The 15,985-nt window shown below is 59.6% G+C and carries 15 protein-coding genes; 13 read left to right on the top strand and 2 right to left on the bottom strand.

All coding sequences use genetic code 11. From position 1 onward, the window contains the following. Nucleotides 1-278 precede the first annotated feature (278 nt). From NZK35_RS03250 to NZK35_RS03190, 13 genes are all read left to right on the top strand, one after another. A complete protein-coding gene (locus tag NZK35_RS03250; protein WP_259631166.1) occupies nt 279-782 on the top strand; it encodes a CBS domain-containing protein in 504 nt (167 codons plus the stop codon). A gap of 126 nt (nt 783-908) precedes the next feature. Then, entirely contained in the window at nt 909-2,324 is a 1,416-nt protein-coding gene (gene atpD, locus NZK35_RS03245) for a F0F1 ATP synthase subunit beta (RefSeq protein WP_259631165.1), read from the top strand. Beyond that, a complete protein-coding gene (locus tag NZK35_RS03240; RefSeq protein ID WP_259631164.1) occupies nt 2,321-2,716 on the top strand; it encodes a F0F1 ATP synthase subunit epsilon in 396 nt (131 codons plus the stop codon). The genes atpD and NZK35_RS03240 overlap by 4 nt, the downstream gene beginning before the upstream one ends. Continuing rightward, nucleotides 2,713-3,117 carry an AtpZ/AtpI family protein gene (locus tag NZK35_RS03235; RefSeq protein WP_259631163.1) on the top strand — a complete coding sequence of 135 codons (405 nt, stop codon included), beginning with the start codon at nt 2,713-2,715 and terminating at the stop codon, nt 3,115-3,117. Before NZK35_RS03240 ends, NZK35_RS03235 begins: the two co-directional genes overlap by 4 nt. Before the next feature lie 12 nt (nt 3,118-3,129). Continuing rightward, nucleotides 3,130-3,438 carry an ATP synthase subunit I gene (locus NZK35_RS03230; RefSeq protein ID WP_259631162.1) on the top strand — a complete coding sequence of 103 codons (309 nt, stop codon included), beginning with the start codon at nt 3,130-3,132 and terminating at the stop codon, nt 3,436-3,438. Then, complete coding sequence (locus tag NZK35_RS03225; RefSeq protein ID WP_259631161.1) at nt 3,435-4,205, top strand: F0F1 ATP synthase subunit A; 771 nt, start codon at nt 3,435-3,437, stop codon at nt 4,203-4,205. The genes NZK35_RS03230 and NZK35_RS03225 overlap by 4 nt, the downstream gene beginning before the upstream one ends. Beyond that, nucleotides 4,198-4,638: a F0F1 ATP synthase subunit C gene (locus NZK35_RS03220; protein ID WP_323379600.1), complete on the top strand. Its 441-nt coding sequence runs from the start codon at nt 4,198-4,200 to the stop codon at nt 4,636-4,638. The genes NZK35_RS03225 and NZK35_RS03220 overlap by 8 nt, the downstream gene beginning before the upstream one ends. Nucleotides 4,639-4,644: 6 nt before the next feature. Beyond that, nucleotides 4,645-5,406 carry a F0F1 ATP synthase subunit B family protein gene (locus NZK35_RS03215; protein ID WP_259631160.1) on the top strand — a complete coding sequence of 254 codons (762 nt, stop codon included), beginning with the start codon at nt 4,645-4,647 and terminating at the stop codon, nt 5,404-5,406. 244 nt (nt 5,407-5,650) lie between these two features. After that, nucleotides 5,651-7,210 carry an alternate F1F0 ATPase, F1 subunit alpha gene (locus NZK35_RS03210; protein WP_259631159.1) on the top strand — a complete coding sequence of 520 codons (1,560 nt, stop codon included), beginning with the start codon at nt 5,651-5,653 and terminating at the stop codon, nt 7,208-7,210. Continuing rightward, nucleotides 7,207-8,142, top strand: a complete 936-nt coding sequence (locus NZK35_RS03205; protein ID WP_259631158.1) for a F0F1 ATP synthase subunit gamma — start codon at nt 7,207-7,209, stop codon at nt 8,140-8,142. Before NZK35_RS03210 ends, NZK35_RS03205 begins: the two co-directional genes overlap by 4 nt. 282 nt (nt 8,143-8,424) lie before the next feature. Further along, nucleotides 8,425-9,951, top strand: a complete 1,527-nt coding sequence (locus NZK35_RS03200) for an RNA polymerase sigma factor RpoD/SigA (protein WP_259631157.1) — start codon at nt 8,425-8,427, stop codon at nt 9,949-9,951. 505 nt (nt 9,952-10,456) lie between these two features. Further along, nucleotides 10,457-14,026 (top strand): pyruvate:ferredoxin (flavodoxin) oxidoreductase, encoded by a 3,570-nt coding sequence (gene nifJ / locus NZK35_RS03195; RefSeq protein WP_259631156.1) that lies wholly within the window; start codon nt 10,457-10,459, stop codon nt 14,024-14,026. Between the two features lie 177 nt (nt 14,027-14,203). Continuing rightward, the gene (locus NZK35_RS03190; protein ID WP_259631155.1) at nt 14,204-15,211 is read left to right on the top strand and encodes a dihydroorotate dehydrogenase-like protein; all 1,008 of its coding nucleotides are present in this window, start codon (nt 14,204-14,206) and stop codon (nt 15,209-15,211) included. Here NZK35_RS03190 and NZK35_RS03185 read toward each other — a convergent pair. After that, complete coding sequence (locus NZK35_RS03185; RefSeq protein WP_259631154.1) at nt 15,208-15,750, bottom strand: tellurite resistance TerB family protein; 543 nt, start codon at nt 15,748-15,750, stop codon at nt 15,208-15,210. The genes NZK35_RS03190 and NZK35_RS03185 overlap by 4 nt on opposite strands. Nucleotides 15,751-15,805: 55 nt before the next feature. After that, a partial coding sequence (locus NZK35_RS03180) for an aminomethyltransferase family protein (protein ID WP_259631153.1) occupies nt 15,806-15,985 on the bottom strand: 180 nt, incomplete at its 5' end.

Below are 15,985 nucleotides of genomic sequence, written 5' to 3'. Positions count from 1 at the left end.
TAAAGCCTGCACACCAGCACTGTTCCCGAGCCAAGACGCCGATCAGGCGTCGCCGGACGCGCATGCCAATTTGGCGTTGCCAATCTTAGTTAGCAAACAGCGCGCCAACGCCAGCGAACAACCAACACCCCGCTTGGTGCCAAAGGAGGTGGCATCGGGTTCACGCCGGCCTTCGGGCTCCCCGCGTCCGTTCGAACCGCACAGCAGACCGATTGGCACACCAATTGCCTACTTGGCTCGCGGTGTTCCCAACCGACTCATCAACCGTGAGAGCTCCGATGCATACCGAAACGACTCCGACGGCCCGCGATATCATGAACACGCATGTCCAATGCGTTCAGCCCGAGATGATGTTGGGGGACATTGTGGCGTTCTTGTTGAAACACAAAATCTCCAACGCCCCCGTGGTCAAACACGACGGCAATGTGAAGCATCTGCTGGGCTTCATCTCCGAAGGCGATTGTTTGGAATTTCTCGCCAATGAGATGTTTTACGGCAATCCCAGCCCGACGCAGACCGCTACCACGATCATGAAGAAACATCCCACCTGCGTCGGACCCGAAACTGACGTGTTCGCGTTGACGTCGATTTTCATGAGTCATCAATTCCGCCATTTGCCCGTGGTCGATGGGGATCAACATCTGCTGGGGATCATCAGCCGCCGCGATATCCTTCGCGCCCTCGACGACTTTTACCACAAATGGAATCGCTCCAGCGACCGAGAGCGGTTCCCCGTCGACGTCCACAAGATCATGAACCACAGGTTCATCGTCACCGGTTGATCGCGCGGCGACGCACAGCGGCTGCGTTGGTGTTTCAACGCGGCACAGCATTTGCCTCCAGTAGGGTGTCGCGACGGGGCGCCGAAGACGCCTCGTCCGCCCGTACTGTCCCCTATGTGGTGAATCATGTTTACGGCTGCATCGAACGAAAGGAAACGGAACCGTCAGGTCAACCTGGGCCGTGTCGTTTCGGTGCGGGGCAGTGTCATAGACGCACACTTTGATGACGTGTTGCCGGCGATCAACCATGAACTGAGAACCGGTGCCGATGGCGAAATCGTAGTGGAAGTCGCGGCGCAACTGGATCCCCACACGGTCCGCGGCATCGCGCTCAATTCCAGCCAGGGTCTATCACGCGGCATCGCCATCCGTGATCTGGGCAAGCCGCTCGACGTGCCGGTGGGAAAGAGGTTGCTCGGCCGGGCACTCAACGTGTTTGGTCAGCCCATCGATGCCGACGAGGGGTTGGACGAGCTTCCGCGTCGAAGCATTCACCAGACGCCGCCGGCGATCGCCCAACGCGCGACGCAATCCGAAGTCTTCGAAACCGGGATCAAGGCGATCGACCTGCTCTCGCCGCTCGAACGCGGCGGCAAGGCGGGGTTGTTCGGTGGTGCGGGTGTCGGCAAAACCGTCTTGATCACCGAATTGATTCACAATGTGGTCTCCAAGCACTCCGGCGTCAGCCTGTTTTGCGGCATCGGGGAGCGTTGTCGCGAAGCCGAGGAGTTGTATCGGGAAATGGGCGCGGCCGGGGTGCGTGACAACACGATCATGGTGTTCGGTCAAATGAACGAACCACCGGGGGCGCGGTTTCGCGTCGGTCATGCCGCATTGACGCTGGCGGAATACTTTCGTGACGACGCGCGGCAGGACGTCTTGCTGTTGATCGACAACATTTTCCGGTTCATCCAAGCCGGCATGGAAGTCTCCGGGTTGATGGGGCAGCTGCCGTCGCGTGTCGGTTACCAGCCCTCGTTGGCGACCGATTTGGCGGAACTGGAGGAACGGATTTGTTCGACCGCGTCGGGGGCGATCACATCGGTGCAAGCGGTGTACGTGCCGGCCGATGATTTTACCGATCCTTCGGCCGTGCATGCGTTTTCGCACTTGTCGGCGACGGTCGTGCTGAGCCGTAAACGCGCCTCCGAAGGACTGTACCCGGCGATCGATCCGCTGCAGTCGACCTCGGAAATGCTGCTGCCCCAAATTGTCGGCGAAAACCACTACCAGGTCGCCAGTGATGTCCGCCGAACGCTGGCCAACTACGAGGAACTGAAAGACATCATCGCGATGCTCGGCATGGAAGAACTTTCGCGAGACGACCGCCGCACGGTCAATCGCGCCCGGCGGATCGAACGGTTTCTCACCCAGCCGTTCATCACCACCGAGCAGTTCACCGGCGCCAAAGGCAAAACCGTGCCGATTGAAGACACGCTGGAAGGGTGCACCCGAATCTTGGACGACGCATTTCACGACGTTCCCGAACGTTCGCTCTACATGATTGGGACGATCGACCAAGTCCGGACCACAGATCGATGATGCAGCTGAAAATCCAAACGCCCAACGAAGTCGTGACGGACCAGTCCGTGGTGAAGGTCATCGCCGAAGCGGAGAACGGATGCTTCTGTTTGCTGCCCCGACACATCGATTTTCTCTCTGCGCTCGTGCCCGGATTGCTCGCATTCGAAGACCCCAACGGGGACGAGCACTTTGTCGCCGTCGGCGAGGGTTTGTTGGTCAAGAAAGATCGGACGGTATTGGTTTCCGTTCGCCAAGCGGTCCGCGGCGGTGACTTGGGGAAACTGCAACGCACCGTCCGCGAACAATTCGAATCGATCGACGACCGCGAACGGGCGACGCACGCGGCGGTGGCCAAGTTGGAGGCGAGTTTCTTGCGCGGCTTTTTGGAACTCAGCGGAGACGTGCGATGAGCGGTTCCGATCACGACCGGCCGAGCAACATGCCGAACAACATGCCGAGCAACACTGCGAGCGGGGCGGAGTCGCAGCAGACTTCGCCGCAGCAGACGTCGCCGCCGGGTGGATTTCGCAGTGATCTGGAACGAGACGTCTCGACCAGGGAACAACGAAAGCTGAAGGCGCGTGCGGAAGTGCATCGAACGATTTGGTTCGGCTTGGGAACGTTCGGCTTGGTCGGCTGGTCGGTCACGCTGCCCGCGCTGGCCGGGATCGCGACCGGGATTTGGATCGACCACAGGTTCCCGAGTCGGTTCTCCTGGACCTTGATGTTACTGGTGTTGGGCGTCGCGTTGGGGTGTTTTAACGCTTGGCATTGGATTTCCCGCGAGAGTCAAAACGGAGCAAGGCAGTGAGGAGAGGCAATCATGTTTGAATCCATCGAAATCATCTTGGCGGCCGGTTTGGGGGCCGTTCTGGCGGTCTTCTATTTCGGCGGCCTATGGTGGACGCTCCAGTGCCTGTCGGACTCGCAAAGACCGCTGGCGATCTACTTCGCCAGTCTGACGACCCGAATGGTGATCGCGCTGCTGGTGTTCTCCGGTCTTGCCGTCTACGGAGCCTGGCAGGCATTCGCAACATGTTTGTTGGGGTTCCTGATCACGCGGATCGCACTCGTGCGATTTCTCGGGCGGGAACCGGTCTTGGCGACGGTCGTCCAACGGAGCGGGCCATGAATGGGGTGCAGATTTCGGTCGACCAATGGGTGCTGTGGCAATCCGACGTTTGGCCGATGGTCAAGTTGAATGCCACGATCGTTTTCACCTGGTGCGTGATGGCACTGTTGGTAGCCGGATCGTGGTGGGTGACTCGTCGATTGTCCACCGACACCACGGTTTCCAAATTTCAAAACGTGCTGGAAGTAATCGTCGGTGGCATGCGTGATCAAATTCGCGAGGTCAGCAGTCGGGATCCGGGCCAGTATCTGGCCTTTGTCGGCACGCTGTTTCTGTTCATCTGTGTTGCCAATCTGCTCAGCATTGTGCCGGGGTATCAACCGCCGACGGCGTCGTTGTCGACGACCGCGGCGCTGGCGACGTGTGTGTTCATCGCGGTGCCGATCTACGGGATCGCGGTTCAGGGACCCCGCGCGTACCTGCAACACTACCTTCGCCCGACCCCACTGATGTTGCCCTTCAACATCGTCGGCGAACTGTCGCGAACACTCGCGTTGGCCGTTCGACTGTACGGCAACATGATGAGCGGGACGGTTGTCGCCGCGATCTTGATCGGATTCGTCCCGCTGTTCGTCCCGATTTTGATGCAAGTGTTGGGGCTGCTGACGGGATTGATCCAAGCGTACATTTTTGCGGTCCTGGCGATGGTCTATATCGCTTCGGCCACGACCGTTTATCACCAGCGCGAGCCGACACCGAAAGCGGCTGACCCGGAAACGAACGAAAATTCCCAAGGCTACCGAACCGCCGGAGAACACCATGAATAGTCATCGCATACCCGTTTTCTTGTTGGCGGCGATCCTGATCGTCGGTGGCGTCGGTGTCTGCCAGCGCTCCGCCGAAGCGCAAGACAGCGCCGAGCAATCGTCCAGCCTGGCCGAACCTGGCGCGTCAGCGTCCGAATCGGTTGCCGGCGACACGGCCCACGGTGGCATCGACAACCTGGGGCTGATCGCGCTTGGATCGATCGTGATCGCGGGACTGACGATTGCGATTGGTTCGATCGGGCCGGCGCTCGGCGAAGGTCGCGCGGTCTCCCAAGCCCTCAGCGCGATCGCTCAGCAACCGGATTCGTCGAATACGATCACCCGCACCTTGTTCGTCGGTTTGGCCATGATCGAATCCACCGCAATCTATTGCTTTGTCGTCGCCATGATTCTGTTGTTCGCCAATCCGTATTGGAACCATTTCACCCAGTAGCCGGTCATGTCCATCGATTGGTTTACCTTTTTCGCTCAAATCATCAACTTCCTGGTTCTGGTCGGGTTGTTGCGGTGGTTCTTGTACCAACCGATCATCGCGGCGATGAATCAGCGCGAAGCGAAAATCACCCAGCGCTGGAACGAGGCGCAAGGCAAACTCGCTGAAGCCGAGCAGACCGTCGCGTTGTACCAGCAGCAACAGACCGAGTTCGAACAGCAACGCGAAGCCATGCTCCATGACGCGCGGCGGGAATCGGACGAACACCGAGAGCGTTTGACCAGAGATGCCCGTGAGGAAGTTGAACTGAAACGCAACCAGTGGTTGGATGGATTGAAGCGGGAACAAGCCGAGTCGGCCGATGAGGTGCGCGAGCAATTCGGGGAGATGGCGATGCATTCGGCACGCCACACACTGATGGAATTGGCCGATGCTGACTTGGAGACACGCGTCGTCGAAAAGTTCATCGAGCGGATCAAGCAGACGGACGACGCGCGTCGCGACGAGATCAGAACGCTGCTTGCCGACGATGCGACCCAGGTTCGTCTTCGGAGCGCGTTTGAATTGCCGGACGACGTCCGCGATCGTCTGTCCGCGGTCGTCCGCGAAACGCTCGGCTATCAGGGCGAGATCGCGTTTCAGCAATCGTCAGCTTTGATTTGCGGTATTCAACTCGACGCCGGAGGCTACAGCATCCAGTGGAACGTGGACGACTTCGTGCGAGGCATCAACGCGGATTTCGCCACGCGTTTGGGGAGGGACGCCTAGATGAGGATTCCGCTGGGACGTCTGCCCCCCGGCAGCATTGGTATCGACACCAGTCGCAACAGTCGAAGTCACCCTTCCTCTGGGAGGGTGACTAAGGTTGTGTAGACACCAATGCCCAGGCGGAGAGTGACGAACCCGCCTTGTTTTCAACAACTTAAAAACTGCACGACCTCTTTAGCGAGGGGAGGTCGAACGGTGAGTCTTTCTTGAAAAACAGACATTGATCAAAACACCTGAGAAACGCATGAACGACAGCACTTCGACGGATGGCCCCTCGACGACCGCGTTTGGTGATCTGATTCGCGAGACCGCGACGTTGTTCAAGCAAGTGGTCTCCGATCGTGACGCCAGGGTTGATGCACGTGAATCCGGTATGGTGGTCGAAGTCAGCCGGGGGATCGCGACGGTCGACGGCTTGCCGAATGTTCAATCCGACGAATTGCTGCGGTTCGCCGGCACTCGATACGGTTTCGCATTCAATCTGGACCGTCATCGTGTCGGTTGTGTGTTGCTCGATGAAGGCGAATCGTTGCAGTCGGGGACGACGGTCGAACGCACCGGTCGCGTGCTGGACACGCCCGTGGGGGCGGAGTTGCTCGGTCGGGTGATCGATCCGCTCGGCCGCCCACTCGATGGCGGCCATCGTCTCACCGGGCTGCAGCGGATGCCGTGTGAACGACCCGCCCCGGGGATCATGAACCGCGCGGCCGTCTCGGTGCCCTTGCAGACGGGCATGAAAGTGATCGACGGCTTGATTCCGATCGGTCGCGGTCAACGGCAACTGGTGTTGGGCGATCGTCAGACGGGAAAGACGTCGATCGCGGTGGACACGATCATCAACCAGCGAAACAGCGGCGTGATTTGTGTTTATTGCAGCATCGGACAACGAAGCACGAACGTCGCGCGGGTCATCGCGACCCTCCGATCCCATCAAGCGATGGAGCATTCGATTGTGGTGATCGGCGCCGACGATGCGCCACCGGGCGTTCAATTCATCGCACCCTATGCCGCCACAACGATCGGCGAATCCTTCATGCACCAGGGACACGATGTGCTGATCGTCTACGATGATTTGACCTCCCATGCCAGGGCGTATCGTCATGTTTCGTTGCTGCTGCGTCGTCCCCCGGGGCGTGAAGCGTTTCCCGGGGACATCTTTTTTGTGCACTCGCGGCTGCTGGAGCGATCGACACACCTACGTGCAGACTTCGGCGGCGGATCGTTGACCGCGCTGCCGATCATCGAGACCGAGGCGCAGAACGTGTCCGGCTACATTCCGACCAATCTGATTTCGATCACCGACGGACAACTCTATCTGTCTCCGAAACTGTTTCACCTCGGGGTGTTGCCCGCGGTCGATGTGGGGCGGTCGGTCTCGCGGGTCGGCGGCAAGACGCAATTTCCGGCTTATCGTCGCGTGGCCGGCGACCTGCGACTGGCCTATTCGCAATTCGAAGAATTGGAAAAATTCGCCCGCTTTAGCAGTCAGTTGGATGAAGACACCCGCGCCACGCTGGACCGCGGTTTGCGCGTCCGCGAAGTCCTCAAGCAAGCACGGCACGAGTTGTTGTCGGTGCCTCAGCAGATCGGATCGATGGTGGCCCTGACATCCGGCGCGTTCGATTCGTTGCCGGTCGATCAAATCCGCCAGGCGGAACGGATGATCCATCGCACCCTGCTGCAAGACTGTCCGGGGCTGTGCGAGCGGATTTCGGCGGGACAAAAACTTGGCGATCAGGATTTCCGGCAGCTCAAGGAGTTTGTGCACCGGGCGATCTCCGACACCGCGCAGGTCAGCCCATGAACACGCTGGAACATCTGCGGACGAAGATCGAAACGGCGACCGACATGCAGTCGGTGGTCAAGACGATGAAGACGCTGGCGGCCGTCAGTATCCGCCAATACGAACGCGCCGCCGACGCGCTATCCCAGTACAACCAAACCGTCGAAATGGGCTTTCAAATCGTCTTGCGAGACACCGGACACGGCGATCTGTTGTTCGCCGCCGATCCCCACCGATCGACTCGCACCGCCGCCATCGTGTTTGGAACCGATCAGGGCATGTGTGGTCAATTCAACGAACGCATCGCGACGACCGTATCAGCCGATCACCAACCATTCGTTGCCGATGAAAGTCGCACCGGATCGGAGGCCGGACAGGCGTCCGAGCAGACGTGGAAAGTGTTGGCGGTGGGCACGAGGGTGGAGGGGCATTTGAAGGAGATGGGGCTGGCTCCAGACCAAACCCTGAGCGTTCCGGCCTCCGTTTCCGAGATCACGCCGCTGGTCCAAGACCTTCTGTTGACGATCCAGCGTTGGCGCGAGCAATCCGAAATCTCTCGTTTGTTGGTTTTCTACAACCGCCGGACCGTGGGGGCCGCGAGTCTGCCGAACCGCTTGGTGTTGCTGCCGATCGGGGCCGAGCGGTATCGCCGCTGGAGTCACCAGCGTTGGCAATCACCCGCCTTGCCGACCTTTACGATGGATCGCCGCCGATTGCTTTCTTGCATCATCCGGCAGTATCTGTTCGTTTCGCTCTACCGGTCGTGTGCCGAATCCCTCTCCAGCGAGAATGCCAGTCGTATCGCGGCCATGCAAGTGGCCGAACGAAGTATCCAGGATCGGCTGGACGATTTGACACGCGCGTTCAACCAAATTCGACAGACGGCGATCACCGAAGAGTTGTTGGACGTTGTCAGCGGTTTCGAAGCCCTGTCCGGTGCCGAAGATTCCTAGCCCGTTGTCAGCGAAATCGACACCAAACGGGGTGCTGATTATTAGCGGCAGGGCGCGAGCCCTCCGGTGGCATTGGGCGGGAGCCTGTGAGCCGAGATCAAGTGCTGGCGCGCGGAGGTTGCCGTCTGGCCGGACTTGCCCGATCCTGGTCGGGCGCTACTATTCATTCGACCACGACCCGCTTCGGAATCCCTGTGGTTCTCTTCCGATCCATCGACGCAATGTGACCGTTTTGCGGCGATGCCCACCCAACCGATTTCCCCGTCGGCAGCTGACCGCACGATGTCCATTGACAACCGTCGTGCAACGTTCGGTGCGTTTTCCGAAACGCCTTCTGATGCGTTTGCACGTCCGCAAACCACCGCCGTTTTTCGCCAAGATTCGTCGCCATCCCAGGCCGGTGCGACGACTCGCCGGGGAAGCTCCGCACCGCCCCCGCGGTCACAGGCCGCCGCAAAGGGTGACGATTCCGCGAAATCGTTGGACGATGCCGTTGAGTCCTATCTGATGCGAATTCAGCGGGTCGGATTGTTGTCCCGGGAGCAGGAGGCTGAAGTGGCGATCAGAATCGATCAGCACCGCAAACGGCTGCGTGCTCACCTGCTGGAGGCGGACTTTGTGCTCCGCGACGCGATCGAATTGCTGGGCCAAGTCCACCGGGGCCAGCTTCGCTTCGATCGTTTCATCCAGGTCGCGGTCAGCGATCACCTGGAAAAAGATCAAATTGAGGGGCGAATGCCCCATAATCTGCGCACCCTGGAAGCCTTGCTGCGACTCAATCACCACGACTACGAACAGGCGATCAGCACCTCCAGTCGCCGCCGCCGCGATGCGTTGTGGGTCAAGATCGCCAACCGTCGTCGACGAGCGATCCAACTGGTCGAAGAGTTGGGGTTGCGGATCGAATTGCTGAGCAGCCAGGCCGGAAGATTGTTCGCCCTGGAGCGTCGCGTGAAGCAATTGGCCGATCGTGGTGATGCCAAGTCGCGGGCGGAATTGTCTGAGATCCTTGCAAGTGTCCAACAGACGCCGGCGGGATTGTCACGTCAGGTGGCCAAGATTCGCGGCGCCCAGACGCAATTCAATGCCGCCAAAAACGAATTGTGCGAATCGAATCTACGGCTCGTCGTCTCGATCGCCAAAAAATATCGCAATCGTGGTCTGGCGTTTCTAGATTTGATCCAAGAAGGCAATGCCGGACTGATCCGCGCGGTCGAAAAGTTCGAGCATCAGCGCGGGTTCAAGTTTTGCACCTACGCGACTTGGTGGATTCGCCAGGCGATCACCCGCGCGATCTGTGATCAGGGGCGAACGATTCGGGTTCCCGCCCACGTGAATCCCGAAATCACCCGCATGAAACGGATCGACCACGATTTGCGTCATGAATTGGGACGTGTCCCGTCGGGAGACGAAATTGCCGCCGCGGCCGAAACCTCGTCCGAGCAGGCCGAGGCGATCCTGCGGGCCAGTCAGAATCTGGCCAGTCTGCAGCAACCGATCGGTCTGGACGAAAACGGTGAACTGGGTGACCTCGTCGAAGCCAGTAGTGTCGATCGGCCGGATCGGAACACCGACCTGCGGATGCTGCACCAGCGGCTGCATCGGATTCTTGAGGAACGCCTCAGTTGGCGAGAGCGCGAGATATTGAAGATGCGATTTGGCCTCGGCGATGGTCACGAGTACACGCTCACCGAAGTTTCTCAAGTGTTCAACGTCTCGCGAGAACGCGTGCGTCAGATCGAAAGTCGTGCGTTGAAAAAACTCAGCGAAGGCCAGTCGAACGCCGAACTGATCGGCTTCGTCGACTAACCCCCGTGGCGTAAGCTTCCAGCTTGCGATCCCCAGGTGGCGTAAGCCCAATGCCATCTACTTTGGCTCTAAAGGTGTTAGCGGAACGGCGCGAGCGGGCCGGTCGCGCTTCAAAAACACCGTGAAAGACCGGAGAGGCTCGCGCCCTTCCGCTAACAAAAAACAATCCGTTTGCTGTCAACGGAGAGCGCCAGCGAACCGAGTATCCCGGAGGGATACCAGCGAGTAGCCGGAGGTCAGCGTCGCGCCACCTCCGGGAAGCCGGTCGCGGATTCCCATCGACCCCGGGTCGGGGGCCCGTGCCTTCATGCCCTGATGTGTGCCAACGAAGCCCACTCCTTCGGAAACCCTTGCATTGCCTCGAAGCGGGGGAAGCCCCTCGTTCTTCAGGTTGGACGAATGATCGAGTCCGTCACAAGTGTGCCCAGCCGCACGCCTTTCTCGCGGCCCGACATTTGCTCTTTGGACTGCTGTTCAATTTTATGCATCAGCAGGAGTTTCCGAAGTGCAAGACAAGTTCGCCACCCTGGACGGTAACGAAGCGGTTGCAAGAGTCGCCTACGCAACCAACGAAGTCATCGCCATCTATCCCATCACGCCGGCGACGCCGATGGGAGAATTCGCCGACGGCTGGTCGGCAGCGGGTCTGCCCAACGCGTGGTCCACGATCCCGCAAGTCGTTGAAATGCAAAGCGAGGGCGGTGCGGCCGGCGCCCTGCACGGTTCACTCCAGGCCGGCGCGCTGACGACCACCTTCACGGCATCGCAAGGTCTGTTGTTGATGCTGCCCAACATGTTCAAGATCGCCGGCGAATTGACACCGTCGGTGATCCATGTCGCCGCACGCAGCCTCGCCACCCACGCCTTGTCGATCTTCGGCGACCACAGTGATGTGATGGCCGCACGCACGACCGGATACGGGTTGTTGGCCTCGTCGTCGGTTCAAGAAGCACACGATCTGGCGTTGGTCGCCCAAGCGGCCACCCTGCGAGCCCGTATTCCGCTGCTGCACTTCTTTGACGGCTTTCGGACCTCGCACGAAATCAACAAGATCCGATTGATCGATCCGGCCACGATCGAACAAATGATCGATACCGACTTAGTGCTGCAGCACCGTGAACGCAGCCTGGATCCCGACCGACCGGTGCTTCGCGGCACGGCACAAAACCCCGACGTCTTTTTCCAGGCTCGTGAAGCGGTCAATCCGTTCTATGACGCCATGCCGGATATCCTGCAGGAGGAAATGGATCGCTTTGCCGAACTGACCGGCCGTCAATACAGATTGTTCGACTACGTCGGTGCGGCCGACGCCGAGCAAATTCTGGTGATGATGGGTTCGGGATGCGGTGCGGCCGAAGAAGCGGTCAACGCGCTCAACCGCGACGGAGGTCGAGTCGGTCTGTTGAAGGTCCGAGCGTTCCGACCTTTCGATGTGGATCGGTTCATCGACACGTTGCCGGATTCGGTCAAGCAGATTGCAGTGCTCGATCGCACCAAGGAACCGGGGGCCGTCGGGGAACCGCTCTACCAAGATGTCGTCACGGCGGTGACGCAGGCTTGGTGGAGTCGTTCGGTTCCGATCCCCCGAGTCATCGGCGGACGCTATGGGCTGTCCAGTAAAGAGTTCACTCCCGCGATGGCCATGGCCGTCGTGAGAGAACTGACCGTTGATGTGCCGAAGCAACACTTCACGATCGGAATCCACGACGACGTGACACTGCAAAGCTTGGCGTGGGACGAAGCGGACTACGACGAACCCGCGCACGTCACCCGCGCCGTGTTCTACGGTCTCGGCAGCGATGGCACGGTGGGGGCGAACAAAAACACGGTCAAGATCCTCGGCGAAAACACTCCGCTGCACACGCAAGGGTACTTCGTCTACGATTCCAAGAAGGCCGGCGCCGTGACGGTTTCGCATTTGCGGTTCAGCCCCGAGCCGATCGAATCGACGTACCTGATTCGTCAAGCCAACTTTGTCGCCTGCCATCAATTCAATTTCTTGCAGCAACGCGACGTGTTGGAAATCGCGGCACCCGGCGCGACTTTCCTGTTGAATTGCCCCTACGATGCCGAAGCCGTGTGGGATCATTTGCCGGAGGAAATCCAACGGCAAGTCATCGACAAGAACCTGCAGTTTTACGTCATCGATGCCGGCACGATTGCCAGAGAAAACGAACTGGGCGGTCGGATCAACACCGTCATGCAGACGTGCTTCTTTGCCCTCTCGGGAGTCCTGCCGATGGACGAGGCGATGCAGCACATGCAGGAAGCGGTGCGCAAGACGTACGGCAAACGAGGTCCGGTCGTCGTGGAACGAAACCTCGCCGCGATCGCCGCTTCGACCGCATCGATCCAGAAAGTCACGGTGCCCGACAAGTCGTCCAGCACGGTGCACTTGCTACCGCCGGTGCCCCTCGACTCGCCCGATTTCGTCCAGCGTGTCACCGGCATGATGATCGCCGGCAGGGGAGACTTGTTGCCGGTCAGCGCCCTGCCCGTCGACGGGACTTTCCCGACCGGAACGGCGCAATACGAAAAACGAAACATTGCCGACCAGATCCCGATTTGGGATGCCGATCTGTGCATCGAATGCGGCCTCTGCGCGATGGTTTGCCCACACGCGGCGATTCGCACCAAACGATTCGACGAAGCCTTGCTCGATCAGGCACCGGAGGCGTTTCCTGTCAGGATCACGCCCGGCGGCGACGGCTTGGCGGCGCTGACCATCCAGGTTGCCCCCGAGGATTGCACCGGTTGTGGCGTCTGCGTCGACGTCTGTCCGGCCAAGAGCAAGGAGGTCGTCAAGCACAAGGCGATCGACATGCTGCCCAAGAGCGAACATCTTCAGCGCGAACGCGAACGATTCGGCTTCTTTGAACAACTTCCCGATCCCGACCGGACGACCTTGAACACGACCAAGGTCAAGGACGCTCAGCTGATGCTGCCCCTGTTCGAGTACTCCGGTGCCTGTGGTGGTTGCGGCGAGACGCCGTACTTGAAATTGTTGTCGCAACTGTTCGGCGACCGAATGGTGGTCGCCAACGCGACCGGTTGCTCGTCGATTTATGGCGGTAACTTGCCCACCACACCTTGGTCGACCAATGCACAAGGGCGAGGCCCCGCGTGGTCCAATTCACTGTTCGAAGACAACGCCGAATTCGGATTGGGGATGCGATTGGGGCTGGACGGCAAACGTGAACGCGCCCGCGCCTTGCTGACCCAATTGAGTGACCAAGTCGACGGAGCGCTGACCAACGCCATCCTCGATTCCAAGCAACGCGGCGAAGCGGAGATCCAGGCTCAACGCGATCGAATCGAGCAACTGAAACAACGATTGGCATCACTCGGTTCTAAACCGGCATTGGAATTGGCCGCAATCGCCGATTCGCTGGTCGAACGTAGTGTGTGGATCGTGGGCGGTGACGGTTGGGCGTACGACATCGGCTATGGCGGGCTGGACCATGTGCTCGCCTCCGGCCGCAACGTCAACATCATCGTGCTCGACACCGGTGTTTATTCCAACACGGGCGGGCAGGCGTCCAAGGCGACGCCGCGCGCCGCGACGGCCAAGTTTGCCGCCGACGGCCGCAACGTGCATCGCAAAGACTTGGGCGCAATGGCCGTCGCCTACGGCAGCGTCTATGTCGCTCAGATCGCGATGGGGGCGAACCCCGCCCAAACGCTTCGTGCCGTCCAGGAAGCAGAATCCTACGACGGCCCGTCACTGCTGCTCGCCTACAGCCACTGCATCGCGCACGGAATCGACATGTCCACCGCCATGACCCATCAACGCGACTTGGTCCGCAGCGGGTTCTGGCCGTTGTATCGCTACGATCCCCGTGATGCCCATGCCGGCGAGCACCCCTTCCACCTGGACAGCCGCAAACCCTCCAAGCCGTTCAAGGAGGTTGCGATGCAGGAAGCTCGGTTCGCCATGCTCGCCCGATCCAAACCGGAACGAGCACGTGAATTGATGGAGCTTGCTCAGAAAGACATCGACGACACCTGGCACTACTACCAACAATTGGCCGGCGTCGAGCGAGACAATCCCGACCTGCAACAAACCGATGTTTAAGCACCGACCGACGTAGGTCAGGCTGTGCCTGACAACGGATGGCATGCACAGCATGCCCTACACAACGGATGGCATGCACAGCATGCCCTACACAACGGATGGCATGCACAGCATGCCCTACACGGCTTCTAGCCTGTCATTCAACCGAAGACCGACCCGACGCACGGATTCCTTTCCATGACCAATATCGACCTTTCCACCAGCTATCTGGGGCTTGAGCTCAAGAACCCCTTCATCGCCTCGGCCAGCCCGCTCACCGGGAGCGTCGAATCGCTGTTGCACCTGGAGCGAGCCGGCGCCGCGGCTGTTGTGCTGCCGTCACTGTTCGAGGAGCAAATCGAACACGAACGGGAGCAGTTTGAACAGTTGAATGCCTTTCAATCGGATTCGATGGCTGAATCGTTGAGTTTCTTTCCCGATCTGGAACGCTACAACACCGGGCCGGAAGAATACTTGCAGCTGATCCGTGACGCCAAGGAGAGTCTTTGCATCCCCGTCATCGCCAGCCTGAACGGATTTAGCAGCGGCGGTTGGAAATACTACGGCGAATTGATGGAGCAGGCCGGCGCTGATGCGCTGGAATTGAACATCTATTTGGTGCCCACCGACCCCCGCGTCTCCGCCTCCGATGTCGAACGACACTATCGCGAGTTGGTTCTGACGGTCCGCGAACAACTGCGAATCCCGCTGGCCGTCAAAATGGGGCCGTTCTTTTCCTCGCCGGCCACCTTCGGCTGTGATCTGGTTGAATCGGGGGCCGCGGGGTTGGTGTTGTTCAATCGATTCCTCTCGCCGGAGATCGATCTGGAGTCGCTTGAATTTGTTCCCGCTCTGCAACTCAGCCAGCCCGAAGAATTGCGTCTGGCCCTGCGCTGGATCGCGATCCTCAGAGACCGGATCCAAGCGTCGATCGCGGCCACCGGCGGCGTACATTCGGGACTCGATACCGCCAAAGCATTGCTGGTCGGCGCCGACGCCGTGATGATTGCCTCCACCTTGCTGAAGCATGGGATCGATCACCTACAGGTCCTGCGCAACGAGTTGGTTCAGTGGATGGACCAGAACGGCTACTTCGCCGTCGAACAGCTCAAGGGCAGTATGAGCATGGACAATTGCTCCAATCCCGACGGCCTCAAACGGGCCAACTACATGAAGGCACTGACGTCTTACACAACGAAGGTCTAGTGACACAGGGTGCTCATGAACCCGTCAATCACTTGGCGTTCCTTGCCAGACACCTTTCCGAATCCGAACTGGCCGCCGGACGCTTTGGCGATCGCCGTCATCTGTGCTCGAAAGAACGTGGCTAATTTCGCACGGGCACCTCGGCTCAGTCGGCCCATCGCATCACGCATGTACCGTTTCCACGCATCAACGCTCTCACCAGGCGGAACTTCACGCAACCAATGATCCAGCATCATGTAAGCTTCGCTCTCCGGTCGGATCCCGAGCGTTGAGGCCGCATCCAACACCGCCTGTCGCTCACCGCTGTCGACGCGGTGATCGGCCCAAGCGACCAGGACAAGGGGGATCAACCGCAAGGCGATCAATGTCCGCGAGGTGAAACCCAGTGCCGTCAGTTCACTCAAGAGCGACGCATCCGAAATCCCCGTTTGACGGGCCAAGTCGTCGCGTGCTGCTTCGGTTCGGGCTTCGGCGTGAAGTCGATCGACAATCGCATCCTCCACATCGTTGAAAAACTTGCGCTGGCGAAATCCTCTCACCGGAGTCTCTTGGGTATGGCCAGATCTCATCGCTTGTGACTCCTTTTGTGGCGTATTATCTTGCGATCAAATCCTCTGCAAATCGGATGCCGATGAACAAACGTGTGCCGGGCGGACGGTTGTCGCGGGGATGCGCCTCTTCGATGCCAGCCAGTGCGATTCCGCACGTCAAGGTGTGCGAGCAGAGCGCGCTGGTGTCCAGCCTTGAGGCGTTTCCACTCGCTGCGGAGCAGCG

The organism is Stieleria sedimenti, assembly GCF_025060895.1.
Lineage (GTDB): Bacteria > Planctomycetota > Planctomycetia > Pirellulales > Pirellulaceae > Stieleria > Stieleria sedimenti.
Note: the sequence above shows the minus strand (reverse complement) of the source record. Positions and strands in the feature narration are given on the sequence as shown.